The 25,145-nt window shown below is 66.8% G+C and carries 25 protein-coding genes and 1 pseudogene; 17 read left to right on the forward strand and 9 right to left on the reverse strand.

The window, feature by feature from the left end:
- Window positions 1–3 precede the first annotated feature (3 nt).
- The 3 genes from AU188_RS05360 to AU188_RS05370 all read left to right on the forward strand — a co-directional run bounded on the left by AU188_RS05360 (window position 4) and on the right by AU188_RS05370 (window position 2,662).
- A complete protein-coding gene (locus AU188_RS05360; RefSeq protein ID WP_059162700.1) occupies window positions 4–879 on the forward strand; it encodes an ABC transporter permease in 876 nt (291 codons plus the stop codon).
- Window positions 876–1,721 carry an ABC transporter permease gene (locus AU188_RS05365; RefSeq protein ID WP_059162701.1) on the forward strand — a complete coding sequence of 282 codons (846 nt, stop codon included), beginning with the start codon at window positions 876–878 and terminating at the stop codon, window positions 1,719–1,721. Before AU188_RS05360 ends, AU188_RS05365 begins: the two co-directional genes overlap by 4 nt.
- Window positions 1,722–1,789: 68 nt before the next feature.
- Complete coding sequence (locus tag AU188_RS05370) at window positions 1,790–2,662, forward strand: alpha/beta fold hydrolase (protein WP_059162702.1); 873 nt, start codon at window positions 1,790–1,792, stop codon at window positions 2,660–2,662.
- Between the two features lie 8 nt (window positions 2,663–2,670).
- On the opposite strand, the gene AU188_RS05375 is transcribed toward AU188_RS05370, so the two are convergent.
- The 6 genes from AU188_RS05375 to AU188_RS05400 are packed head-to-tail and all read right to left on the reverse strand — an operon-like array spanning window position 2,671 to window position 8,066.
- Window positions 2,671–3,165, reverse strand: coding sequence for a nuclear transport factor 2 family protein (locus AU188_RS05375; RefSeq protein ID WP_059162703.1), 495 nt, complete (start codon window positions 3,163–3,165; stop codon window positions 2,671–2,673).
- Complete coding sequence (locus AU188_RS05380; protein WP_059162704.1) at window positions 3,162–4,007, reverse strand: LLM class F420-dependent oxidoreductase; 846 nt, start codon at window positions 4,005–4,007, stop codon at window positions 3,162–3,164. Before AU188_RS05380 ends, AU188_RS05375 begins: the two co-directional genes overlap by 4 nt.
- 2 nt (window positions 4,008–4,009) lie before the next feature.
- The gene (locus AU188_RS05385) at window positions 4,010–4,804 is read right to left on the reverse strand and encodes an SDR family NAD(P)-dependent oxidoreductase (RefSeq protein WP_059162705.1); all 795 of its coding nucleotides are present in this window, start codon (window positions 4,802–4,804) and stop codon (window positions 4,010–4,012) included.
- Between the two features lie 8 nt (window positions 4,805–4,812).
- Window positions 4,813–5,646 carry a mycofactocin-coupled SDR family oxidoreductase gene (locus tag AU188_RS05390; protein WP_059162706.1) on the reverse strand — a complete coding sequence of 278 codons (834 nt, stop codon included), beginning with the start codon at window positions 5,644–5,646 and terminating at the stop codon, window positions 4,813–4,815.
- Window positions 5,643–6,449, reverse strand: coding sequence for a mycofactocin-coupled SDR family oxidoreductase (locus AU188_RS05395; RefSeq protein WP_059162707.1), 807 nt, complete (start codon window positions 6,447–6,449; stop codon window positions 5,643–5,645). Before AU188_RS05395 ends, AU188_RS05390 begins: the two co-directional genes overlap by 4 nt.
- The gene (locus tag AU188_RS05400; RefSeq protein WP_059162708.1) at window positions 6,450–8,066 is read right to left on the reverse strand and encodes a flavin-containing monooxygenase; all 1,617 of its coding nucleotides are present in this window, start codon (window positions 8,064–8,066) and stop codon (window positions 6,450–6,452) included.
- Window positions 8,067–8,197: 131 nt separating this feature from the next.
- Between AU188_RS05400 and AU188_RS05405 the strand changes: the two genes are divergently transcribed.
- The 7 genes from AU188_RS05405 (at window position 8,198) to lipP1 (ending at window position 15,280) form a co-directional block, all read left to right on the forward strand.
- Complete coding sequence (locus tag AU188_RS05405; RefSeq protein WP_059162709.1) at window positions 8,198–8,512, forward strand: 2Fe-2S iron-sulfur cluster-binding protein; 315 nt, start codon at window positions 8,198–8,200, stop codon at window positions 8,510–8,512.
- A gap of 91 nt (window positions 8,513–8,603) precedes the next feature.
- Window positions 8,604–9,785: an acyl-CoA dehydrogenase family protein gene (locus AU188_RS05410; protein WP_059162710.1), complete on the forward strand. Its 1,182-nt coding sequence runs from the start codon at window positions 8,604–8,606 to the stop codon at window positions 9,783–9,785.
- Between the two features lie 13 nt (window positions 9,786–9,798).
- A complete protein-coding gene (bphC, locus tag AU188_RS05415) occupies window positions 9,799–10,707 on the forward strand; it encodes a biphenyl-2,3-diol 1,2-dioxygenase (protein WP_059162711.1) in 909 nt (302 codons plus the stop codon).
- Window positions 10,704–12,164, forward strand: coding sequence for an FAD-dependent oxidoreductase (locus tag AU188_RS05420; protein WP_059162790.1), 1,461 nt, complete (start codon window positions 10,704–10,706; stop codon window positions 12,162–12,164). The genes bphC and AU188_RS05420 overlap by 4 nt, the downstream gene beginning before the upstream one ends.
- Window positions 12,165–12,207: 43 nt before the next feature.
- The gene (locus AU188_RS05425) at window positions 12,208–13,365 is read left to right on the forward strand and encodes a zinc-binding dehydrogenase (RefSeq protein WP_059162712.1); all 1,158 of its coding nucleotides are present in this window, start codon (window positions 12,208–12,210) and stop codon (window positions 13,363–13,365) included.
- A gap of 140 nt (window positions 13,366–13,505) precedes the next feature.
- Window positions 13,506–14,345 (forward strand): IclR family transcriptional regulator, encoded by an 840-nt coding sequence (locus AU188_RS05430; RefSeq protein ID WP_059162713.1) that lies wholly within the window; start codon window positions 13,506–13,508, stop codon window positions 14,343–14,345.
- On the forward strand, window positions 14,342–15,280 hold the full coding sequence (gene lipP1 / locus AU188_RS05435) for a LipP1 family hormone-sensitive lipase (protein ID WP_059162714.1): 939 nt from the start codon (window positions 14,342–14,344) through the stop codon (window positions 15,278–15,280). Before AU188_RS05430 ends, lipP1 begins: the two co-directional genes overlap by 4 nt.
- 19 nt (window positions 15,281–15,299) lie before the next feature.
- Here the strand turns inward: lipP1 and AU188_RS05440 are convergent.
- Window positions 15,300–15,497 (reverse strand): annotated as a pseudogene (locus tag AU188_RS05440) (NADH:flavin oxidoreductase); the annotation flags it as partial.
- Window positions 15,498–15,596: 99 nt separating this feature from the next.
- On the opposite strand from AU188_RS05440, the gene AU188_RS05445 reads away from it, so the two are divergent.
- Genes AU188_RS05445 through AU188_RS05455 form a run of 3 tightly spaced genes read left to right on the forward strand, consistent with a single transcriptional unit; the run spans window position 15,597 to window position 16,988 of the window.
- Complete coding sequence (locus AU188_RS05445; protein ID WP_059162716.1) at window positions 15,597–15,938, forward strand: hypothetical protein; 342 nt, start codon at window positions 15,597–15,599, stop codon at window positions 15,936–15,938.
- Window positions 15,931–16,551 carry a Dabb family protein gene (locus AU188_RS05450; protein ID WP_059162717.1) on the forward strand — a complete coding sequence of 207 codons (621 nt, stop codon included), beginning with the start codon at window positions 15,931–15,933 and terminating at the stop codon, window positions 16,549–16,551. The genes AU188_RS05445 and AU188_RS05450 overlap by 8 nt, the downstream gene beginning before the upstream one ends.
- Window positions 16,548–16,988 carry a nuclear transport factor 2 family protein gene (locus AU188_RS05455; RefSeq protein ID WP_059162718.1) on the forward strand — a complete coding sequence of 147 codons (441 nt, stop codon included), beginning with the start codon at window positions 16,548–16,550 and terminating at the stop codon, window positions 16,986–16,988. The genes AU188_RS05450 and AU188_RS05455 overlap by 4 nt, the downstream gene beginning before the upstream one ends.
- Window positions 16,989–17,157: 169 nt before the next feature.
- Here AU188_RS05455 and AU188_RS05460 read toward each other — a convergent pair whose 3' ends face one another.
- Together AU188_RS05460 and AU188_RS05465 are read right to left on the reverse strand one after the other, a co-directional pair.
- Complete coding sequence (locus AU188_RS05460) at window positions 17,158–18,045, reverse strand: SDR family NAD(P)-dependent oxidoreductase (RefSeq protein ID WP_059162719.1); 888 nt, start codon at window positions 18,043–18,045, stop codon at window positions 17,158–17,160.
- Window positions 18,042–19,961 carry a flavin-containing monooxygenase gene (locus AU188_RS05465; protein WP_059162720.1) on the reverse strand — a complete coding sequence of 640 codons (1,920 nt, stop codon included), beginning with the start codon at window positions 19,959–19,961 and terminating at the stop codon, window positions 18,042–18,044. The genes AU188_RS05460 and AU188_RS05465 overlap by 4 nt, the downstream gene beginning before the upstream one ends.
- 100 nt (window positions 19,962–20,061) lie before the next feature.
- On the opposite strand from AU188_RS05465, the gene AU188_RS05470 reads away from it, so the two are divergent.
- From AU188_RS05470 to AU188_RS05485, 4 genes are all read left to right on the forward strand, one after another.
- Window positions 20,062–21,639, forward strand: a complete 1,578-nt coding sequence (locus tag AU188_RS05470) for an acyl-CoA synthetase (protein WP_172799402.1) — start codon at window positions 20,062–20,064, stop codon at window positions 21,637–21,639.
- Window positions 21,640–21,654: 15 nt separating this feature from the next.
- Window positions 21,655–22,761, forward strand: a complete 1,107-nt coding sequence (locus AU188_RS05475; protein ID WP_059162722.1) for a zinc-binding dehydrogenase — start codon at window positions 21,655–21,657, stop codon at window positions 22,759–22,761.
- Window positions 22,762–22,936: 175 nt separating this feature from the next.
- Window positions 22,937–24,082, forward strand: coding sequence for an acyl-CoA dehydrogenase family protein (locus tag AU188_RS05480; RefSeq protein ID WP_059162791.1), 1,146 nt, complete (start codon window positions 22,937–22,939; stop codon window positions 24,080–24,082).
- Between the two features lie 41 nt (window positions 24,083–24,123).
- Complete coding sequence (locus tag AU188_RS05485) at window positions 24,124–25,080, forward strand: acyl-CoA dehydrogenase family protein (RefSeq protein ID WP_059162792.1); 957 nt, start codon at window positions 24,124–24,126, stop codon at window positions 25,078–25,080.
- The last annotated feature ends 65 nt before the right edge of the window (window positions 25,081–25,145 follow it).

Here is a 25,145-nt window from a genome sequence, read left to right on the forward strand (position 1 = left end):
GGCATGGCAGGCGTCGCCGGCAGCGGTCGACAGCGCAGCAGGATTGCACCGTATCTGATGATCCTGCCCGCGATGGTCTACCTTGCGGTGTTCTTCGTCGTGCCGTTCGTCTCGTTGGCCCGGACATCGCTGTCGACGGCGAGCGGTTCGATATTCCTTCCGACACTGACGTTTTCGTGGGACTTCGCGAACTACACCGAGGCGTTCGGCGAGTATCAAGACCAGATTCTGCGATCATTCGGCTACGCCGTCACGGCGACGGTGCTGTGCGCGCTGCTGTCCTTCCCGCTTGCCTATGTGATCGCATTCAAGGCCGGCAGGTTCAAGAATCTGCTCCTCGGCCTGGTGATCCTGCCGTTCTTCGTGACGTTTCTGATCCGCACCATCGCGTGGAAAACCATTCTGGCCGATGACGGTTGGTTGGTCGGGGCACTGGGCGCGATCGGGCTGCTGCCCGGCGAGGGCCGGCTGTTGTCGACCAGTTGGGCCGTCATCGGTGGACTCACCTACAACTGGATCATCTTCATGATCCTGCCGTTGTACGTCAGCCTGGAGAAGATCGACCCGCGGTTGATCGAAGCCTCCAGGGATCTGTATTCATCGAACACCCGTAGCTTCACGAAAGTCATTCTGCCGCTGTCGATGCCGGGTCTACTGGCCGGCAGCCTGCTGGTCTTCATCCCGGCCGCGGGTGACTTCATCAACGCCGAGTATCTCGGCAGCACGCAGACGACGATGATCGGCAACGTGATTCAGCAGCAGTTCCTGGTGGTCAAGGACTATCCGGCCGCGGCGGCGCTGAGCATGATGCTGATGGGTCTCATCCTGGCGGGGGTCCTGCTGTACACGCGGGCGTTGGGCACGGAGGAACTCGTATGACGCTGCAGGCGATGAACGCCGCGACGAGTCCGGCGCCGGCCAAGCGGGTCAAGGGATCCGCGCGATGGGGCGATGTGCTGCTACGGATCGTCGCGGGCCTGGTGCTGCTGTATCTGTTCCTGCCGATCTTCGTGATCGTGCTGTTCTCCTTCAACGATCCGAAGGGCAAGTTCAACTACAGCTGGCAGGGTTTCACGCTGGACAACTGGGCCGAGCCGTTCAAGTATCCGGCGCTGACGGAGGCGCTGCAGTTGAGCGTCAACGTGGCGGCGGTTTCGACGGCGGTCGCGTTGGTGTTGGGCACGCTGGTGGCGATAGCGCTTGTGCGTCAGCGGTGGCGGGGACGGCGCGCGGTGGACACCTTCCTGGTGCTCCCACTGACCGCCCCCGAAGTCGTGATGGGTGCGGCGTTGCTGGTGCTGTTCCTCGACCTGGGGTGGGCCACCGGCTACCTGACGATCGTATTGGCGCATATCGCATTCGAGGTCAGCTTCATCGCGATGACCGTGCGCGCCCGGGTGCGGGGCTTCGACTGGACGCTCGAGGATGCGTCCATGGACTTGGGCGCCGGCCCTGCGCGCACCTTCTTCAAGGTGACGCTGCCGCTGATCGTCCCGGGTGTCGTCGCGGCGGGCATGCTCTCGTTCGCGTTGTCGCTCGACGACTTCATCATCACCTACTTCGTCAGCGGTTCGACGCTGACTTATCCGCTGTATGTGAATGCGGCGGTCAAGGCCGCGGTGCCGCCGCAAATCAATGTGCTCGCGACGGCGATTCTGGTGGTCAGCCTTGTCCTGCTGGCGGCCGGGACCCTGTACCGCCGCAGACGGATCGCGGCCTAGACCGCGCAAGCGGTCCGATCAGCGGAACAGCGCGACGGCGCAGCGGCCGCGCATGGCAGGCTGACATCGTGACCGACACCGCCGCCTTCACCGCCCGAGTCGAAAACGATCTGCGGGAAGCACCGACACCTGCGGGGGTGTTGCGCTACTACGACGTCGGCGAGGGACCCGTTCTGCTGTTTCTCCACGGCTCCGGTCCCGGCGTCACCGGGTGGCGCAACTTCCGCGGCGTGCTCCCCGCCTTCGCCGAGCGCTTCCGTTGCCTGATCCTCGAGTTCCCGGGGTTCGGCGTCAGCGACGACTTCGGTGGTCATCCGATGGTCACCGCTCAGGGTGCGGTGGTGCCGTTCCTCGACGCGCTTGGAGTCGATCGCGTCGACATCGTGGGCAATTCCATGGGCGGCGGCGTCGGAATCAACTTCGCGATCAACAATCCTGACCGTATCGGCAAGCTGGTGACCATCGGCGGTATCGGCACGAACATCTTCAGCCCCGGCCCCAGCGAAGGCATTCGACTCCTGCAGGAGTTCACCGAGGACCCGACGCGGCAGCGGCTCGTCGACTGGCTCAACTCCATGGTCTACGACCAGTCGCTGGTCACCGAGCAGCTGGTCGAGGAGCGGTGGCAGCTCGCGACCGACCCGGAGACCCTGGCGGCTGCGCGGCGCATGTACGGCAAGGCGGCTTTCGCGCAGATGATGGCTTTCATGCGCAGCAGCGACGCCCCGTTGCCGTGGGCTCAGATGCACAGAGTTGCCGCCCCCACGCTGCTGACGTGGGGACGCGACGATCGCGTCAGTCCCCTTGACATGGCGCTGATCCCGATGCGCACGCTTCCCAACGCGGAGTTGCACGTGTTCCCGAACTGTGGGCACTGGGCGATGATCGAGGCCAAAGAGGCATTCGAAAGCGTCGTGGTGTCGTTTCTGTCCAGGGGCTGACGCGGCTCTCAGTTGGCACCGGGTGGTGCCGCGTCGCCGGCCAGCCCCGCGTCGAGCAGTGCACGCGCGTACGGTTGCCCGTCGAGCACGCGGCTGGTGCGGGTGGTGATCTGCCACCGTCCGTCGACGCGCTCGAGCGTCAAGTGATTGGCGGTGGCTCGCCAGACCCGGTATCCGGCGGCGTCATCGCGCAACACCACCAGCGATTCGCACACCGCGACCGCGGAGTCACCGTCCACCGTCACCACCGCTGGGCCGAGGAAATGGCTGCAGCCGCGGGCCACGAGATCTTGGTGCGAGGACGCGCTCACCATGTCGTGCACGCCGGAGCGGCCGACCATCTCCCAGCCCTCGACGTCGTAGGTGCCGTCGGTGGCCCACAGTCGTGCCGCGTTGTCGGCGTTGCCGGCGTCCACCGAGGGGCCATAGGAGGCAATGAGTTTGGCGATCGCTTGCTCGTCTTCCAGACGTTGCAGCCGCGCCAGGATCTCGGGTTCGGTCACTGTTGCTCCATATCGCGAAGGCGGACAAGCTGATCACAGTAGTGCCGCGGGCTGTCGGCCCGGACCGCGCACGTGACCGCGGTGGCGCCCGAGTCGCGCAGCATCGCCAGGCGTGCCCGGGTGCCGTCGGGGTCGGCCTCGGGGTCCAGGACGGCCGAAAGGAGCACCTCGAAATGCGTAGGTGGATCGACATCGGCAAGCATGGCGCGGACTTCGTTCGGCGCCAAGCCGAACGGCATCCAGCCGTCGGCCAGATCGACAGCCCGGCGCAGGGAGGCCGCGGTGCGGCCGCCGACCCAGATCGGCACCCGCGTCTGCTGGGCGTGCGGAAGCACCGTCATTCCGTCGTAGTCGTAGAACTGGCCGTGATACCGCGGTGTCGCGGTGGACAGCGACGCGCGAAGCGCGCGAATCGCGTCGTCCGCACGCGCCGCTCGGCGCTCCCATGGCGCCCCGAGCAGCGCGAATTCTTCTGTGAGCGAACCTATTCCCACACCGAGAACAAGCCGGCCGCCGCTGACCGTGTCGAGGGTGCCGTACCGCTTGGCGATCGCCAGCGGGTGGTGGTAGCCGAGCACGAGCACCGAGGTGGCCAACCGGATCCGCCGGGTGTGGGCTGCGAGGAACCCGAGGGTGGCGAGTGGGTCCCAGTACACGGCGCCGCGGATGGCGGCGTCGGCGGACGGAACCGCCACGTGTTCGGAGCAGGTGAGGTAGTCGAATCCCAGTTCGTCTGCCGTCACGGCGATCTGAGTCAGTTCGTCGATACCGGCGTCGGCCTCCCACGGCGCCGCGGCGCCGGGGACCTGCACGACCACTGGTGTTGACAACCCCAGTAGCACCGTCAGCGTGCCCTCTCGATGAGCGCCGCGATCCTCCGGTGCGATTCCAGCACGACCCGGGCGCGATCGGGGGCGCTGCTGGCTTCAGCCCGGCGCGCATTGCCGCCTGCCACCCACACTGGACCGTCGGCGAGATGCGCAAGCCCCTCGGCTGCCACCTCGGCCGGCTCGTCGACCACGATGCCAGGCGCGTCGAAGTTCAAACCGGCCCGCTCCATCGCCGGCGTGCGGGTCACGCCCAGCACCAGTTCGAGCACATCGACGTTGTGGTCCCGTAGTTCCAGCCACAGACTTTCGGCGAACATCCGGGAGAACGCCTTCGCGCCGGCGTAAACGGTGTGCCGCCACGCGCCCATGTAGCCCGCCAAGGAGCCGACGATCAGGATACCGCCCCGGCCCCGCGCCACCATGGATCGCCCGTAGTGCTGCACCAGCGAGAGCATCCGCGTGACATTCAGGTCAGTGACCTTGCCGAACTCTTGGAGGTCGGCATCGAGGAACAGTTCGTTGCAGGTGTTGGCTCCAGCGTTGTAGATCAGCAGGCCGACCTCGAGATCGTCTGTGACGGCTGCGATCTGCGAAACCGCTTGCGGATCCAGAAGATCGACAGGCATCGTGCGGACCTCGGCTCCGAGCGCACGGCGGCGCTGGGCAGTCCCCTCGAGCGGGCCGGGCTTGCGCGCGATGAGCACCAAGTTGATTCCGGACTCGGCCAGTTGTCGCGCGAACTCGGCGCCCACTCCTTCCGAACCACCGGCGATGACGGCCCAGGGCCCGTACTTGCTCGTGTCGATCATGCGTCGTCCTATCGTTGCGTCGCACCCGCGTCGACCGTCAGCGTAGCGGCGGTGATGTAGCGGGCCTCATCGGACGCCAGGAAAAGGCTGGCGTTCGCGACGTCGATGGGATCGACCCACGGGATGTCGAGCATGTTCATCGTCCGGGCCGCGTGCGCGAATTCCTCTCGGGTGGGCGGCCGGTCGAGGTCTGGACAAAACGCACTGGAGACCGCGTCGTTCTGGATCATCGGTGTATCCACGTTGGTCGGATGCACCGAGTTGGCTCGGATGCCGTACGGAGCCAGGTCGTTGGCCAGACTGCGCATCAGCCCGACGACACCATGTTTGGCCGCAGTGTAGTGAGCGACACCGACCAATCCGCGCAGCCCCGCAATGGAACTCACCAAGACAACCGATCCGGACCCTCTGCGGATGAGGTGCGGAACGGCGAGCTTGCAGGTCCGCCACACACCGGTCAGGTTCACGTCGAGCATCGTCTGCCAAGCCGCTTCGGTGAGCTCGGCAGCCATCCCCCGCGACGTGATTCCCGCTGTCGCGCAGACGATATCGAGCCCACCCAGCTCGGCGACGCCGCGGTCGGTGGCCTCCTGCAACTCCTCGGTGTCACGCACATCCACGATGCCGGTGACGACGGTGCGACCGTTGGCGCGGACCAGGCGCGCCGTTTCGTCCAGGTCCGCCGGAGTCGCCGAGGGCACGACAACCGTGTCGATGGGACCGCAGACGTCGAGCGCGATCACGTCGGCGCCCTCGGTCGAGAACCGCACGGCCTGAGCCCGGCCGATACCCCGCGCAGCGCCGGTGATCAGCGCGACCTTGCCCGCCAATCGCCCCGTCATGCCGTCGTCTTCTGCGTCAGTCCGGCGTCGACGACGATCTGGGTGCCGGTGATGTAGCGCGCCTCGTAGGAGGCGAGGAACACCACCGCGTTGGCGACATCGACGGGTTCGACCCAGGGCACCGGCAGCAAATTGCGCGCGGCCAGCACTTCCGCGGCGTCGGCGGCGGTCGGGTTGGCAAGGTCGGGCCGCAGTCGCTTGAACGTCGCGTCGTTGAGCACCATCGGCGTGGCGACCGCGCCCGGATGGACGGTGTTCACCCGGATGCCCCGAGGACCCAGTTCGTTGGCGAGCGTCCGCGCCAACCCCACGATCGCATGCTTGCTTGCCGTGTAATGAGCGGTGTTGGCCGTACCACGTAAACCGTTGGTGGAGCTGATGATCACGATCGATCCGCCGGTCTCGCCGATGTGCGGCAGGGAAGCACGAACGGTGTGCCACACCCCGGTCACGTTGACATCGAGCGTGTGATGCCAGGTGTCCTCGGTCAACTCCCATGCCGGCGCTCCGGCGGTGTGAATGCCGGCGTTGGCGATGACGACATCCAGGCGGCCCAGGCGCGCCACCCCGTCGAGCACCACTGTCTCCAGGCCGGCAAGGTCGCGGACGTCGGCCATCCCGACCGCACATCGGCGTCCGCGCCGCTGCACTTCTGCCGCGGTGACTTCGAGGTCCTCGACGTTGGCTTGCGTGTCGATCGCGATGACGTCGGCTCCCTCATCGGCGAACCGTTCACAATGCACGCGCCCGGTGCCCTTGGCCGCACCGGTGACGATGACGACCTTCTCGGCAAGACCCGACATCTATTGCGCCCTCGGGAGGCTGAACCCCTTGTAGCCGGCGGTCGCCACCTCGGTGCAGATATCGAGGTACGCCGCGAAGCCACCGAGGAACAGCATGAAAACCCGCGGCTTGCCGGGCACATTGGCGCCCATGTACCAGGAGTTGGCCTTGGTGAACAACGTGGCCTCGGCGCGGCGGTTGAGTTCCGCCACCCAGTTGTCTACTGCCTCGGGGGTGGCCTCGAGCGCGTTGTATCCGTACTCGTCGAGGTGGGTGATCGCGTCGGCGATCCAGTTGATGTGAGCCTCGGCGTGCAGAACCATGTTGGCCAGCACAGCGGGTGCGCCCGGTCCCGACACCAGGAAGAGGTTCGGGAACCCGTCGACGCAGAGCCCCAAATAGGTGCGGGGCCCATCGCCCCAGTCGTCGCGCAGCGTCTTCCCATCGCGCCCGACGATGTCGATCTTGGCCAGAGCGCCGGTCATCGCGTCGAAACCCGTGGCGAGCACGATGGCGTCCAGGTCGTAATGGGTGTCGGAGGTGTTGATGCCGCTGGCGTCGATCGACACGATGGGCGTCTTACGGACGCTGACCAGCTTCACGTGCGGCTTGTTGAACGTCTGAAAATAGTTGGTATCGGTGCAGATTCGCTTGGTGCCGATCGGGTGATCGGTGGGGATCAGCAGGTCGGCGACATCGGGATCGGCGATGACCGCGCGAACCTTCTCCTCATAGAACTTGCGGGCCTCCTCGTTGGCCGCCATGTCGATCATCTGATCGCTGAAGGTCTTCGAGAACAGCACGCCACCCAGTTCCCAGCGCTTCTCGAACGCGACCCTGCGCTCGTCGGGCGTGGCCTCCATCGTCAGCTTCGGGTGGGCGATGTGTGGCGAGCCCCCGCCGCTGCGCCACGACAGCCGTCGGCGTTCGGCGTAGGAGGCCTTGATCTGCGCGCGGTCCTCGTCGGTCAGCGGCTTGTTTCCCGCCGGCACACTGTAGTTGGGCGTGCGCTGGAACACGTAGAGCTCTGCGGCCTGCTCGGCGATGATCGGAATCGACTGGATGCCAGACGATCCCGTGCCGATCACGGCGACGCGTTTTCCGGTGAAGTCGACGGATTCGTGAGGCCAGTGCGCGGTGTGGTACAGCTCGCCGGCGAAGTCGTCAAGGCCGGGAAAATCAGGTGTCAGCGCGGCCGACAGCGGACCGGTCGCCATGATGCAGAACCGGGCGGTGACCGCCTCGCCGCCGTCCGTCGTCACCGTCCACCGCAGGGTGTCCTCGTCGAGCACCGCGGAGACGACCCTCGTGTTGAGCGTTATGCCATCGCGCAGACTGAGCCTGTCGGCCACCCAGTTCATGTACCGCAGGATCTCGGCCTGGGTCGCGTACTTCTCCGACCAATCCCACTCCTGCTCGAGTTCGGTCGAAAACGAGTAGCAGTAGTCAACGCTCTCGACGTCGCAACGCGCGCCCGGGTAGCGGTTGTAGTACCAGGTTCCGCCGATCTCGGGAGCCGCTTCGAAGACCCGCACCGACAGGCCCTGCGAGCGCAGCTTGTGCAACGCATACAGCCCCGCGAACCCCGCACCGACCACGACCGCGTCGACAACGGCCTGTTCACCCGAGATGCTCACGCCGTCACGGTAGGTCCCCGTGACGCCGCTGACCGGCTGGCTTCCCGGTCACCGGACGCTCGCGATCGCCATGTTCCGGCCAATGGAAGCGCAGGTCGACTGGCGCGTGGTGGGTCGGCCAGGATCGCCTCATGTCACAAGCCGAAGCATGCGACACGCCAGTCGACACCGGTGTGGACGCGACCGTTGCCGTCGACCTGGACGGCGCTCGCCACCACGTGCGATGGCCGCGCCACAAGACGCTCGTCGACGTGCTGCTCGATGCGGGCATCGACGCGCCCCACTCGTGCCGTGAGGGGCACTGCGGATCGTGCGTCGCGACCGTGGTGTCCGGCAAGGTCGACATGGACACCTGCGACATCCTCGAACCCGGCGATCTCGCCGACGGCCTCATCCTGGGCTGCCAGGCCCGCCCGGTGAGCGACGAGGTTCAGATCGAGTATTGACGCCGATTCTCGTCCACTGACCGGGATTCGGCCCCCTACGAACGCCGTCTGCGGTAACCATGAATCACGCCCACACAGTTAGGACATCAGCATGAGCGAGCGCGTACTCGACCGGGTGATGGAACTGGCCGACCAGTTCAAGGAGCAGGCCGTCGAGGCCGAGAAGATCGGGCGGCTGACCGACGCCACCGTCAAGTCGATGAAGTCCGTCGGCTCCATCCGGCTGCTACAGCCGAAGAAGCACGGCGGCTACGAGGTTCACCCGCGCGAGTTCGCCGAGACGGTGATGGCCACCGCGGCCCTCGACCCCGCGGCGGGCTGGATCAACGGCGTGGTGGGCGTGCATCCGTATCAACTGGCCTATGCCGACCCTCGGGTGGGCGAGGAAGTCTGGGCCGACGACATCGACACCTGGATGGCATCTCCATATGCCCCACAGGGCGTCGCGAAGCCGGTCGACGGCGGTTATCTCTTCAACGGCCGATGGCAGTTCAGTTCCGGTACCGACGCATGCGACTGGATCATCCTGGGCGCCATGCTGGGAGACGCCGACGGGAAGCCGATGATGCCGCCGCAGATGCTGCACATGATCCTGCCGCGCTCGGACTACGAGATCGTCGAGGACTCCTGGGACGTGGTAGGCCTGCGCGGCACGGGGTCCAAGGACGTCATCGTCCGGGACGCCTTCGTTCCGGAGTACCGCACGATGGACGCGACGAAGGTGATGGACGGAACCGCCCAGCGCGAAGCCGGGATGACCGAGCCGCTCTACCTGATGCCATGGTCGACGATGTTCCCGTTGGGCATCTCGGCGGCGACGATCGGCATCGCGGAGGGCGCCCTGGCCGCGCACCTGGATTACCAGCGCGAGCGCGTCAACTCGAGCGGGGTGGCGATCAAGGACGATCCGTACGTCATGTACGCCATCGGCGAGGCGGCCGCCGACATCAACGCCGCGCGTCAGGAGCTGTTGGCCAACGTCGACCGCATCTACGACATGGTCGCCGCCGGTAAGGATGTCAGCTTCGAGGACCGTGCGGCGGGCCGACGCACGCAGGTGCGTGCAGTCTGGCGCGCGGTGTCGGCGGTCGACGAGATCTTCGCCCGCTCCGGCGGTAACGCCGCGCGCATGGACAAGCCGCTACAGCGCTATTGGCGCGACGTGCACGTCGGGCAGGCCCACGCGATCCATGCGCCGGGCACCGTGTATCACGCGTCGGCACTGAGTTCGCTGGGCGTGGATCCGCAGGGCCCGCTGCGGGCGTTGATCTAGGAAGGCGGCGCCGATGAGCGATCTGAAAAGCCTTGGCTACGTTAAGGTCCAGGCCACCGATATCGAGCGTTGGCGGCATTTCGCGTTCAAGGTGCTCGGCTTCGCCGAGGGCTCGGGCCCCGAGGCCGACGCGCTGTACCTGCGAATGGACGAGCGTGCGGCCCGCATCATCGTCGTGCCCGGCGACGTCGACAAGATCGTCACCGTCGGTTGGGAAGTGCGCGACCATGCCGCGCTGATGCGAGTCAAGGCCGCGCTCGACGGTGCGGGTGTGGCGGTCAAGGAACTGTCGCTCGAAGAGGCCGATGCCCGGCGTGCCGAAGAGGTCATCGGGTTCGACGATCCCGCAGGCACGTCGACGGAGGTCTTCCACGGCGCGGTGCTCGACCACAGCCCGGTGGTGACGCCGTTCGGAGCGCGGTTCGTCACCGGCGCCCAGGGTCTCGGTCATGTGGTGCTGCCTGCTCTCGACGTTCCTGGACTGTTCGAGTTCTACACGGAGGTACTCGGTTTCAAGTCGCGCGGCGCGTTCCGGGTGCCGACGCCGCCCGAGTTCGGCCCGTTGCGGGTGCGGTTCCTCGGCATCAACGAGCGTCATCACAGCTTGGCGATCTGCCCCGCGATGACGCTGCGCGATCCCGGCCTGATCCACCTCATGGTCGAGGTCGACAGCCTCGACGCCGTCGGCCAGGCGCTGGATCGGGTGAACAAGGACGGTTTCCAGTTGTCCTCGACGCTGGGCAGGCACACCAACGACAAGATGGTGTCGTTCTACGTGCGCGCACCTGGTGACTGGGACATCGAGTTCGGCACCGACGGCATGCGCGTCGACGAAAGCTACTACACCGCCGAGGAAATCACCGCCGACAGCTACTGGGGCCACGAATGGGTGTCCGACCTGCCGGCGGCCATGCGGCCATGACCAACGACGTCACTCCCCTGCCGGCATCGGAGATCGCCCGCTGGGACGACGAGGCCGACGTCGTCATCGCCGGATTCGGAATCGCCGGAGCGGCCGCGGCCGTCGAGGCCACCCGCCACGGCGCCGATGTCCTAGTCCTCGAACGGACCGGGTCATGGGGTGGTGCGGCGTCGATGGCGGGCGGCTTCATCTACCTCGGCGGTGGCACTCCTATTCAAAAGGCCTGCGGCTTCGATGATTCCGTCGAGAACATGGCGGCTTTCCTCAACGTCGCGATGGGGCCCGGTGCCGACGAGAAACGCATCGCCGACTACTGCGAGGGAAGCCTGGACCACTTCGACTGGCTGGTCGAGAACGGAGTGGTGTTCAAGCCGGAGTTCTTCGGCGAGCCCGGCTGGGAGCCGATGGGCGATCAGGGCCTGATGTTCAGCGGCGGCGAAAACTCCTTCCCGTTCAACACCATCGCCGCGCCGGCGCCGCGCGGGCACGTTCCGCAGATGTCGAACAAGAAGCAGGGTGAGTCCAGCGCCGGATACATGCTGATGAAGCCGCTCGTCGAAACCGCCACGGGCGCAGGGGCGCGGGCGTTGTACGACGTGCGGGTGCAGCGGTTGATCGTCGAATCCGACGGCCGCGTCGTCGGAGTCTTCGCGCGACGCTACGGCGAGGACGTGGCGGTCCGGGCCCGCCGCGGTGTGGTGCTGGCCATGGGCAGCTTCGCCTACAACGAGGCGATGGTCGCGCAGTACGCCCCGCGCATCGCCGGACGTCCCGCCGCGTCGATCGAGCAGCACGACGGTCAGGCGATCCGGATGGCGCAGGCGCTGGGCGCCGATCTCGCCCACATGGACGCCACCGAGGTCGCGATCTTCATCGACCCGCAGCAGTTGGTGCGCGGCATTCTGGTGAATGCCCGCGGACAACGCTATGTCGCCGAGGACACCTATCCGGGGCGCATCGGCCAACTGACCCTCTACCACCAGGACAACACCGCTTACCTGATCATCGACGGCGATGCCCAGGAGGAGGCGATGGCGTCGCTGTCGCCGCAACTGATGATGCGTCCCGCCACCTGGGTGTGCGACACCGTCGCCGACCTCGAAGCCGAGATCGGCCTGGCGCCCGGTTCGTTGCAGGCAACGGTGGCGGCATACAACGCGGGCGCATCCCGGGGCGAAGACCCGCTGCTGCACAAGAAAACGCAATGGCTGCGTCCGATCGGATCACCCATTGGTGCAATCGACCTGCGCGACAGCACCGGCGGGTTCACGCTCGGCGGACTGCAGACCTCACTGGCCGGTGAGGTGCTTCACGTCAGCGGCGAACCCATCGCCGGATTGTTCGCCGCGGGCCGGTGCTCCGCGGGGCTCGCCGCGTGGGGCTATGCGAGCGGTATCTCGCTCGGCGACGGCAGCTTCTACGGCCGACGCGCGGGACGCAGCGCCGCGAAGGCCTGAGATTCGCGGGTCCTCTGCCGGGCGCGTGGGAGAGGATGCAGGGATGAGAGCCGTCAGCTGTGAGCACGGAAACCTTTCGGTCGTCGACCTACCGACACCGCAACCGGCGCGCGGGCAACTGTTGCTCGAGGTGCGGCGATGCGGGATCTGCGGATCCGACCTGCACGCGAAGGACCACGCCGACGAACTGACCGGCGTGATGGACGAGATGGGCTACCCCGACTTCATGCGCCGGGACACGCCTGTCGTGTTGGGCCACGAGTTCTGCGGCGAAGTCCTCGAGCGGGGCCGAGGAGCCGCCAAGGAGTTCAAGGTCGGCACGCCGGTGGTTTCCTTCCCGTTGTTGCGCGCAGCCGGCGGAGTACACCTGACCGGGTTGTCACCGCTGGCGCCCGGCGGCTACGCAGAGCGGGTGCTCGCCGAGGCCGCGATGAGTTTCGTCGTCCCGAACGGGCTGGACGCGGACACCGCGGCGCTGACGGAGCCGATGGCAGTGGCGCTACATGCCGTGCGCCGCAGCGATATTCGCCGCCGCGACACCGCGATCGTGATCGGCTGTGGACCGGTCGGACTCGCGGTGATCTGCCACCTGAAGTCGCTTGGCGTGCAGACGATCGTCGCGAGCGACTTCTCCACCACCCGTCGCGAGATGGCGTCGCGCTGCGGTGCGCACGTCGTGGTGGATCCCGCCGTCGAATCGCCATACGCCGCCACCGAGCAGTCCGGCGCCATCACCCGGGCTCCAGAACTCTATGAACTGGGCGTCGGCTCGATGGAAAAGTTGCGCCGACTGCCCGGGTGGTCGCACCTTTACCGCATGGCCGACGCTTTCGGCGCTGCGGGCCCGAAGCGTCCGGTGGTCTTCGAATGCGTCGGCGTGCCCGGCATCATCGACGGCATCGTAGGCGCGGTACCCGTGCAGACCCGCGTGATCGTGGTCGGGGTGTGCATGGGTACGGACGCGATTCGGCCTGCCATGGCGATCGGCAAGGAGATCGACATGCGGTTCGTGTTCGGCTACACGCCGCTGGAGTTCCGCGACACGCTGCACATGCTCGCCGACGGCAAGCTGGACGCCTCGGCGCTCGTCACCGGCACGGTCGGACTGAAGGGTGTGGCTCGGGCCTTCGAGGTGCTCGGAACCGCCGAGGCCCACGCGAAGATCCTCATCGATCCATCGAGCACGGCCGGCGCACCCTAGGACTTGCGGAAACCCCAGCTCAGCGCTGTGATCACTCACGTGCTTGCGCCGGGTATGTGACAGGCTGCACATTTGTGCTACAAATAGTCATATTCCTATTAGGAATGTACCTATCCTTCCAGCACCAGCCCGGAGGTCTCATGACACCGCCTGTCGAAACCCCCAGCGCAGTGATCGACCGCGTATCGCTCGTCCTCGACGCTTTCGATGGTCCCGGCCGGTTGACGCTGGCCCAGATCGTCCGGCGCACCGGGCTGCCCCGCTCTTCGGCGCATCGCATGCTCGAGCGCTTGGTGCAGCTGCGATGGCTCCGCCGCAGCGGGCGCGACTACGAACTGGGCATGCGCCTGGTGGAACTGGGGTCGCTGGCTGTGCACCAGGATCGGATGCACCGCGCCGCGGTCCCACTCCTGCACGATCTACACCGCGCGACCGGCCTCGTCGTCCACTTGGCGGTCCTCGACGGATCCGACGTCGTGTACCTGGAGAAGATCGGCGACCGGATGAGCGCCGCGCTCCCCAGCCGTGTGGGTGGGCGCCAGCCGGCACACTGTTCGGCCGTCGGCAAGGCGATGCTGGCCTACAACAGCGACGCCTGGGACGGCGTCGACCTCTCGAACCGCCGCACCCGCTACTCCATCAGCACCGCGGCGCAACTGTCGACCGAACTGGCCAAGGTGCGGGCGCACGGGGTCGCGTTCGACCGGGAAGAGTCGCTGGCCGGATTCGGCTGTGTGGCAGCGTCGATCGGCGGACCGAACGATGCGGTCGCGGCGGTGTCGGTATGCGGACCGATGCGCAGGATGGCGTTCGACCAGCGTCTGGTGGCACCGGTGCGGATGACCGCGATGGGCATCTGGCGCAATGTCGAGGACGGGCCGAAGCGGGTGGCGCCGACGCTGCAGCAGGCGCGGCCGCTCCGTGGCGGACCGGCGTTGCGGCCGGTGGCCGACCGGGAACCGGTGCTGCAGTACGCATGAGTCTCGACCCCCAGATCGCCCCGCTGATCGAAGCGCTGGATTCCGGGTTCCCGCCCGTGCACACGATGACCGGCGTCGAGGCCCGCGCGGCAATCCGGTCGCGCTTCGTAGCGCCGGCTGAGCCTGAACCGGTTGCTGCAGTCGAGGACTTGGAGATTCCCGGCAGTGACGGCCCGATCGCTGTGCGGGTCTACCGGCCGTCTTCGGATGAGCCGTTACCGGTCGTGGTATATGCACACGGCGGCGGTTTCGTGTTCTGCGACCTCGACAGTCACGACGGCCTGTGCCGAAATCTTGCGAATCTCGTTCCTGCCGTGGTGGTCTCGGTCGACTACCGGCTGGCCCCCGAGCACCGCTGGCCCGCCGCAGCCGAAGATCTCTACGCCGCGACGCGATGGGTGGCGGACAACCCGACCGAGATCGGCGCTGATGCGAGCCGGATCGTCGTCGGCGGTGACAGCGCGGGCGGTAACCTGGCGGCAGTGACGGCGCTGATCGCGCGCGACCGCGGCGGGCCGGCGCTGGCGGGTCAGTTGTTGCTGTATCCGGTGATCGCCGCCGATTTCGACACCGAGTCATATCGCTTGTACGGCAAGGGCTTCTACAACCCGCAGCCTGCGCTGCAATGGTACTGGGACCAGTACGTCCCGTCGCACGCGGACCGCTCCCACCCCTACGCGTCGCCGCTGCATGCCGACCTCGCCGGGCTTCCGCCCGCGGTGGTGGTCATCGCCGGTCACGACCCGCTACGCGACGAAGGCGTCGCGTATGCCGATGCGCTGAGGGCCGCCGGCGTTCGGACGGTGCGGTGCGACTTCGACGGCGGCGTCCACGGTTTCATGACGATGCCGATGCTCGACATCGCGCATGAAGCTCGTCGCCGGGTTGGCCGGGAACTCGCTCAGGTGCTCACCGATTCGGCTGTCGCTCCGTAACGCTGATTCGGGTCGAGCACGCGCTGGCCCCTTCCCTCGAGACGCAGCAGTAGGCGACTGTGGTCATACCCACGCCGCCCTTCGCGAATGCGACGTGGAAGTCGATCAGGTCGTCGGTGACCAGACCGTCGGGCGAGCGGCCCTCCGACGTCGCCGCCTTGATCACCCGGTTGCGCAGTGTCACCGGTCCGAGCTGGGCAGGGGCGAACGGATCCATGGCACCACGATGCCGTCCGAATCCGGCATCCGAACGGGGCAATCCCGATGGATGGGAGCAGACAGCGTCATGCCCCGTCGCCCGCAATATCGTCGGCCCATGGGTGCCGTCTATGTAATCGATCGCGTCGTCACCCGGCCGGGCTGCGCGCGACAGTTCGTCGACACCTACATCGCCGAATACGCGCCAGGGGCAAGGGAACGCGGAATGACGCTGCGCGAGATCCTGGTCAGCCCGCCGATCTGGTTCGACGACCAGCCGAACATCGTCACGGCCACCTGGACGCTGCCCGGTCCGCGCGCGTGGTGGGAGATGACGTGGAAGGGCAGGCCGGACCCGTCGCTCGGGCAGTGGTGGGACAACGTTGCCGAGTTGATCGTGCAGCGCACCCGCGATGTCGCCGCGGCGGCCGACGACGTCGACGGGATGGGCGATGTTTAACGTCATCCGCCTGATCGACATCGCGGACGCCACCACCCGCGACCGTCTGATAGAGACACTGCGCGACGCGGCGAGCACCAGCGGTGCCGAGCGGGCGTTGGTACAGCCGACGTTGCCCGGCGCGCGCAACGGCGGCGACATTCTCATGCACCTACGGTTCCACGAACGAGATCAATGGACTTCCGTTGCAACCGCTTTCGATACGATCCTCGGCGCTGCTGCAGTCCAGCGGGTGAACGGCGCCATCTATACCGGCAGTCCGATCACCGCCAGGGAGTACCCCGGCACCGTGTACCGGACATTGCTGCTGCGAGTGCAACCGGACACCGACGACGCGACGGTCGCCCGGTTCGAAGACGACCTGCGCCTACTCCCCCGCTACGTCACGTCGATCTGCACCTGGCAGCTCAGCCGCGTCGAGTCGGCCGTCGGAGCGTCGCCGTGGACCCACGTGTTCGAGCAGGAGTTCCGCGATGTCGACGGGTTGATGGGCCCGTATCTGATGCATCCGATCCACTGGGCCTACGTCGACCGCTGGTTCGATCCGGAATGCCCCGAGGTCATCGTCCGCGACCGCGTCTGCCACAGCTTCTGCCGAGCGGACAACGCATGAATCCTGATGCGCTACAGCGCCTCCTCGACGAGCGCTACATCGAGCGGGCGCTCTACAACGCCGCACGCGCGATGGATGAGCACGACTGGACGGCCGTTGGCGAGGTGTTCGCCGAGGACGCCACGGGCGACCTCGGCACGGGCCCGCTCGTCGGCGGCGCCGCGATCGTTGCGCTCATCCGGAGCTACCTCGACGCCTGTGGTCCTACCCAGCATTTGCTGGGCAATATGATCGTCGACGTCGTCGGCGACACGGCGGTGTCGCGGGCCTACGTTCACGACCTGCATCTGTCCGCCGACCGTTCGGAGCGCTTCTACACGATGGGCGACTACCACGACCGCTGGGAGCGACGGGCGGGTCGCTGGCGAATCATCGAGCGGATCAAGGTCAATCGCGCACACGTCGGCTCTCTCGAGCGCGTTTTCGGCGAGATGTGAGACGTGGGCGGAAAAGTGGCCGCACTTCCGCCCAGGTTTCACAAATGACGGCGCCGGGATACACGCCGGCTGTCGTAGGGCCATGTGACTCGCACGATTGCATCCAGGGCTGTGCTGAGCGCGAACGCACGACCCTCTGTGCAAGATTGGCGGCGGTGCGGGGCGACTGCTACATGCCGGCCGGCAAGATGTTCGGGTTCGCCGTCGCCGGCGGCTCCAGCGGCGGTAGCACCGTGGCGCCGTCGAGGCTGTGTACCGCAAGGTGTTGTGACCACGGGTAGTGCAGGCTGAACGCCACAAGACCAGTGCGTTCCGCGGCTGGCCGATGGCACATCGCCAGCACCGTCTCGGCCAGGTACTCCACCGGTTCAGTCGCGAACCCGTCCGGAATCAGCTGGGATGCACCGGGTGTGCGTATCGCGGATGACGGGCCGACGCAGTTGACCGCGATGTTGGCATCGAGCACCTCGGCCGCCACCCCCTGTGTGAAGCGGTGCAGCGCGGCCTTGCACGACGCGTAGATGACGTCGCCGGACGTCTTGTTGTATTCGCGATACGGCCGCACCGGCGCCACGCCGGTCACCGAACCGATGTTGACGATCCAGCCCGCCCCCTGCTTGCGCATGTGCGGCACCGCGGCCTTGGTGAGCACGAACGGTGTCCGCAGGTAGTGTTCGACGGTGCGGTCGAAGGTGTCGAGGCTCATCTGCTCGATTACCGAGTAGTCGGCGAAGCCGGCGTTGTTGACCAGGATGTCGATGCGGCCGAGCCGCTCCACCACTTCGGTCACCAACCGCGCACGCTGCTCGGGGTTTTCGAGGTCGGCCGCGATCCCCACCGCCTTACCGCCACCGCGCTCGATGAGCTCGATGGTCTCGCCGATCGTGCCGGGCAGCGCGGTCGCCGTACCGCCACGCACCGATGTCGACGGTTCGAACGAGCGGGCGGTCACGACTACGGTGGCGCCCTCTGCCGCAAGTCGTTGCGCCACAGCACGTCCGATGCCACGGCTGCTGCCCGTGACAAGCGCCGTCTTCCCTTCCAGCAACCCCGTCATGACAGCTTGAAGTGTTCTTCGATGGGCGCGCGGTGCTGGTGCCACAGATCGACCAGTCTGTACGGCGTGGCAACGACGACGCGGCCTGAACCCGACCGGTAGTAGGTGTGTGCGTTCGGGGTGTGACACCACACCGTCCGTGACATCGCGTCGTCGATCTCGGTGACGTACTCGTCGTACGCCTCCCGCGTCACCTCGATCGTGGCGGCCTCGCGCAGTGCCAGGAGTTGCAGGCATTCGATGACGTAATGCGCCATCACTTCCATCGAGAAGTTGGCGCCGGCGCCATGGCCGGGGCTGTAATTGGGTGCCGAGTTGATGAACAGGTTGGGGAAGCCGGGCACCATGCCGCCGCGGTAGGCCCGGGGGCTGTCGCCCCACTCCTCGCGCAGGGTTCGGCCGTCGCGGCCGCGGATGTCGACGGTCGACAGGAAGTCGAGGTGGTACCCGGTGGCGTAGATGATGACGTCCAGGTCGATCTGCCTGCCGTCCTGCGTGAGAATACCTTTCGCATTGACCTCGGCGGGTTCGCTGGCCTCAACGTCGACGTGGTCGCGTGTCAGCGCCGCGTAATAGCCGCCCGGGTCGCGGATGATCCGCTTCCCGTAGGGCGCGAAGTCGGGCGTCACCTTATTCGCGAGTTCGCTTCCCTCACCGAATGTTTCGTTGATGTAGGTCAGGCACATCTGCAGCAGCACGTCGTTGGCCGGCGAGATCGACAGGTGATCCTTGGCCCACTCGGGATCCCGCAGGATGACGGGATAGTTGTTGTCGGCGGTGGCCCAGTAAGACTTCAGCCGGTGCCAGTTCGCGTAGTACGGCACATGGCGGCCCAGGAACCGGCGGAACTCGGGCACGTCGTCGGAGGGCCGCTTGCGCGGCGCAACCCAGTGCGGCTGGCGCTGGAAGACCGTCAGGTGCTCCACCTCGTCGACGCATGCATCGACGATCTGCACGGCGGTGCAGCCGGCGCCGATGATCGCCACCCGCTTGCCGCTGAGGTCGAGTGACGGATCCCACTGCGCCGAGTGGATGCTGATGCCCGCAAAGGACTCTCGGCTCTTCACGTCCGGCCAGCGCGGACGGTTGAGGTAGCCGGCGGCGGTGACGACGACGGTGGCGAAGCTGATGTCGCGGTTGCCGTCCTGATCGACCACGTGGATCTGCCATTCCTTGCGCTGCTCGTCCCACCACAGCGCTTCCACCTCGGTACCGAACCGGGTGTGCTCACGCAGGCCGAACTTGTCGGCGAGTGCCACCAGGTAGCTCTGGTATTCGGCACCCTGCGGGTAGTAGCTCGACCAGTCGGGGTTCACCTCACGTGACAGCGAGTAATACGCCGACGGCGTATCGACCCCGATCCCGGGGTATTTCGTGGTGAGCCAGGTGCCGCCGACTTCGTCGTTGCGGTCGAAGATCTGATACCGCACCCCGGCGTCGGCTGCGGCGAGCGCGGTGATGATGCCGGCGATCCCGGCGCCGATGATCGCCACTGTCGTGGTCGCCGGAATCGGCACCGTGCGTGGCAGAGTCGGCTGAGACAGTTGAAACCCGCCCTGCTCCAGCAGCAGCGGAACAAACTCGTCCTCGACGTCGGAGCCGAGCGCCACCGGCAGCAACCTCGCGAACAGGTCCGGATCGTCCGAGGCGACGGCATCGGCCGAACGCGGCGCATCAATCGCCTCGACCACGGCCGTGACGAGCGCCTCCATGGTGTCGGCGTCGGTGGTGCCCAGGCGCTCGGGCGGATCGGGCACGTGAGTGATCTGAGGGCCGTACCGGTCGACGACCGATGGATCGCCGGTCAACTGCGCGAGCACCGCGACCAGCACACCGGCATCCGCCTCGCGCAGATGCGCCCTCAGTTGGTCGCGGTCAACCGTCGACTCCGGCCTGGTTTGCGCATCAGCAGTCACGCCTTCGAGTATCGGAGCGCAACAGCCGGACGGGCACCGCCCTGCCTACTGAGCGGGACACGAGCCGATGACCCGCCAGCACCGGCCATACGCTGCGGCCATGCAGCTGGACACGGTGGTAGCCCAGGCACGCAGCCACACGCTCGGCGACATCCCGCGCCGGTCTGCCCGCAAGCAGCCCGACAAGGTGGCGATCATCGACGGTGACGTCACGCTGACCTTCGCCGAGTTCGACGCACTGGTGGACAGAGCGGCGGCAGCCCTGCGGGACAACGGCTTTGCGGCCGGCGACCGCGTGGCGCTGTTGGCGCACAACTGCTGGCAGTACGCGGTGCTGGTGTTCGCGACGGCCCGCGCGGCGGTGGTGCTCGTCCCGGTCAACTTCATGCTGACCGCCGAGGAGATCGCCTACATCCTGGCGCACAGCAAAGCCAGCGGGTTCATCGTCGAGGCCGACCTGATCCCGACGGCCGAAGAGGCGATGCGGCTGGGCGGCGCCGTGCACACGAAGGCCGCGCTGATGCCGACCGGACAACCCCCACCGCAAGGTTGGGACGACTTCGCGCACTGGCTGACCACCACCGCAGCCGCCCCGGCGCCTCACATCGAGGACGATCAGTTGCTGCGGTTGATGTACACCAGCGGTACCGAGTCACGGCCGAAGGGCGTGATGCACTCCAGCCGCACCCTGATGTGGCAGTACATCAGCACGATCGTGGCCGGCTCGATGTCGGGTGACGATGTCGAGATCCACTCGTTGCCGCTCTACCACTGCGCGCAGCTCGACAATTTCCTCGCCACCGACATCTACCTCGGCGCGACCAGCATCATCCTGCCCAAGCCCGATCCTGAGACGGTGCTGCGCACGATCGCGCGCCACGGAGTGACCAACTACTTCGCGCCGCCGACCGTGTGGATCAGCCTGCTGCGCAGCCCCGTCTTCGACCAGGTGGATCTGTCCAGCCTGCGTAAGGGGTACTACGGCGCCTCGGCCATGCCGATCGAGATCCTCAACGAGATCCGGGAGCGGTTGCCCAACCTGCGGTTGTGGAACTTCTACGGGCAGACAGAGATGGCGCCGCTGGCGTCCGCGCTGGGGCCCGACGAACAGGAGGCCCACGGCGGCGCGGCCGGGCGGCCGGTGGTCAACGTGGAGACAACCATCCTGGACGAGCACGACCAGCCCGTCGCGACGGGCATCGTCGGTGAGATCGCCCACCGCAGCCCACATCTGATGCTTGGCTATCTCGACGACCCCGCCAAGACGGACGAGGCATTCCGCGGCGGCTGGTTCCACTCCGGTGACCTGGGCTATTACGACGAGCACGGCTTGCTACACGTGGTGGACCGCAAGAAGGACATGATCAAGACGGGCGGGGAGAACGTCGCCAGCCGCGAGGTCGAAGAGGTCCTGTACCGGCACAGCGGAGTGCAGGAAGCCGCCGTGTTCGGTGTGCCGCACCCGACCTGGGTGGAATCCGTCGTGGCCGCAGTGGTGGCACGCGACGGTGTCACGCTGGCCGAAGACGATGTGATCGCGCACTGCCGCGAGCATATGGCCGCGTTCAAAACGCCGAAACAAGTCTTCTTCGTCGACTCGCTGCCCAAGAACCCGAGCGGCAAGCTGCTGAAACGACAACTGCGGGAACGCTTCAGCGCCGAATCGCTCACCCACTGAAGGGACGACCCTGCCGTGTTCGAAGGACGTATCGCGCGGTTCGACGCGCCCGGAAAGCCGTTCGAGATCGAGACCGTCGGCCTGCCCGAGGTCGGGCCCGGAGAGATCCTGATCAGGGTCACCCGCACCAACATCTGCGGATCCGATCTCCATGCCTGGCACGGCACGTTCGCGACGCGCGGACTCGGCGGTCAACTTCCCACCGTGCTGGGACACGAGATGGTGGGCGTGGTCGAGGCCCTCGGCGACGGCGTCATCGCGGACTCCAACGGTGCGCCACTGGGAGCCGGCACCCGAGTCGTGTTCCCCTATTTCTTCTCGTGTCACCGCTGCCGAAACTGCCTGATGGGCCGGCGTAACGCGTGCCTGAACCTCACGATGGCGATGCTGGGCCGCGCCGACGAACCACCATACTTCGTGGGCGGCTACGGCGACTATTTCCTGCTACCCGGCGGCGCGGTGGTCTACACCGTTCCCGGCACCGTGTCCGACGACCTCGCATCCAGCGCCAATTGTGCTCTCTCCCAGGTGATGTACGGCCTCGAGCGGGTCGACCAGCAACTCGGCGAGGTCGTCGTGGTGCAGGGCGCCGGCGCGCTCGGCCTGTACGCCGTCGCCGTGGCGAAGGCGCGCGGGGCAAGCCGGGTCATCGCGATCGACGGGGTGGCCGAGCGCCTGGAACTAGCGACGGCGCTCGGCGCCGACGCGGTGATCGACATGAACGAGGCCGCCACCGTCAAGGACCGGGTGAAGACCGTCCGAAGGCTGACGGACGGCCACGGCGCCGACGTGGTCGTCGAGGTGGTCGGCCAGCCGTCGGCCATCGACGAGGGGCTCAAGATGCTCGGCCAGTTCGGCCGCTACCTGGAGATCGGCAACATAAACGTCGGCAAGACGTTCGAATTCGATCCGTCCCGGTTCGTGTTCGCCAACAAGACGATGATCGGTGTCTCACTCTACGACCCGCCGGTGCTGTCGCGAGCGCTCACCTTCCTGGAGCACCACCAGGACAGGCTGCCGTTGGAACACCTTGCGGCAGCGCACTACCCGCTCGAGGACATCAACGCGGCATTCGCCGCTGCCGAGGGCAAGCGCGACATCCGCGCCAGTATCGTCCCCTGAACGAGAAAGAGAAGCTCCTGCTGCGAGAATCACCGGTGGGCTCGCTGGATTCGACGCTGACCATGGCCGCGGCCACGCAACCATTGGCTCACTGCGACCCAAGCACGGACAGAGGATCAGGCGGTGGCGGAGCCACCAGTGAAGCAGGGATAAAGGGGGGCCGGTGACGTCACAGGTGTCGCTGCCTCGGCTGGTGCCGCCGGCGACCGTCGATCCGACGACCACGGAGTCCTTACGCGCCGAGGTCCGCGCCTTCCTGGCCGAACAGCGCGCTTCGGGGACGTTCACGCCCGCGGTCGATGCCTGGCTGACCGGGTGGGACGAGAAGTTCACGGCTGCGCTCGCCGCCAAGGGCTGGCTGGGTATGACGGTGCCGGTCGAGTACGGCGGCCACGGGCGGTCGTTCATCGAACGCTTCGTGGTGACCGAGGAACTGCTCGCGGCCGGCGCGCCGGTGGCCGCGCATTGGATCGCCGACCGGCAGATCGTGCCGTCGCTGTTGAAGTACGGCACCGAACACCAGAAGTCGGAGTTTCTGCCGAAGATCGTGCGCGGCGAATGTTACTTCGGCATCGGGATGAGCGAACCCGATTCCGGCTCTGACCTGGCGAGCGTGCGGACGAAAGCCCTTCGCGTCGAAGGCGGTTGGGAACTGACCGGCACAAAGGTCTGGACGTCCGGCGCCCACCACGCACACGCGTTCATCGCGCTGGCGCGGACCGCACCGGTGGATCCCGGCAATCGGCATGCCGGGCTGAGCCAGTTCATCGTCGATCTGCGCGGCCCCGGTGTGGAGATCCGGCCCATCGTCTCGATGAACGGCGCGCATCACTTCAACGAGGTGGTCCTCGACGCCGCGTTCGTGCCCGACGCGATGGTATTCGGTGCAATCGGCGGCGGCTGGCAACAGGTGACCTCGGAGTTGGCCTTCGAGCGCAGCGGGCCCGAGCGGTTTCTGTCGACGTTCGTTCTGCTCGCATCGTGCGCTGAGCACATGGCGTCTCAGCGGATCTCGCCTGACGCCGACCTCGGGCGACTGGTGGCGCGCATCACCGGCCTGCACCAGATGTCGACCGCGGTGGCGGGTGCGCTGGAGCGACACGCCCCGGCCGATGTGCCCGCGGCCGTCGTCAAGGTCCTCGGCACCACCACCGAGGGCGATATCGCGGAATTCGCCGGCCAACTCGACGACGGCGACATCGATCCGACGTTCACGGAACTGGTTTCGGCTGCGGCGGATCAGCGTCCGGGTTTCACGTTGCGCGGCGGAACCAACGAGGTGCTGCGCGGGGTGATCGCGCGAGGATTGGGCCTACGTTGACCGAGATCCCGTTTACCGGCGTCGACCCGGCTTTGGTCGAGATGATGGATGCTGTCTTCGCCGAACATCGCGGCGATCCGGCGCTGTGGCAGCAACTCGACAAGCTCGGCCTGGTGCGGCTCACGGGTCGCGAGGATGTCGGCGGAAGTGGCGCCGGCTGGTACGAAGCCGCTGAACTGCTGAGCGCCGCAGTTCGTCGCGGCGTGCGAATTCCGTTGGCCGAACACGACTTGCTGGCCTGCTGGCTGTTGGATGCGATCGGGCTGCCCAGCAGCGGGGCGGTGCGCACGGTGTGCCTGCTGGACTCGCGCGGGACCGCGCGCGGTGTTCCGTGGGCAACGGGCGCCGAGCGGGTCGTGGTGGTGTGGAAGGACGGTGGCGAGCACCGCGCCTCAGATGTCGACGCCGAAAGCCTCATCGTCACACCGGGTCTCAATACGATCGGTGAGCCGCGGGACACGGTGTCCACCGACGTCTCGGCCCTCGACGGGATATCGGTTCCCACGGCACTCGTCACTCAATTGCGACTGAAGTCCGCACTCGTGCGCTCAATTCAGGTGTGCGCGGCGCTCGATCGGATCGTCCAGCTGGCAATCGAGCATGCGACGTCACGTGTTCAGTTTGGTCGCCCGTTGTCCCGCTTCCAAGCCGTGCAGCATCTGATCGCCGACCTTGCCGCCGAGGCCGCACTTGCCCGCGCGGCGACCGAGGCCGCACTGACGACGGCCGTGAACACGGACTGGTCCGGCGAGAGCCTCGAATTCCGCGTCGCGGCGGCCCGGTCGTGCGCCGGACATGCCGCGGAAGTGGTGGTGCGCAACGCGCACCAGGTGCACGGCGCCATCGGCACCACACAGGAGCACCGACTGCACGAATTCACCCGGGCGGCGCTGGCGTGGCGCTCGGAGTTCGGCTCCGTCCGGTACTGGGACCAGCGGGTGACCGACGCAGCTCTGGCGGCGGGCGCAGCCGGACTGTGGAGCTTGGTCACCGGTTAGCGCTACGGCGGATCAACGTCGGCCGGGACGCGCGCTCGTCACAGCCAGTACATGAGCCCCAAGCA

Origin of the sequence: Mycobacterium sp. IS-3022, assembly GCF_001500065.1 — a bacterium.
Taxonomy (GTDB): Bacteria; Actinomycetota; Actinomycetes; order Mycobacteriales; family Mycobacteriaceae; genus Mycobacterium.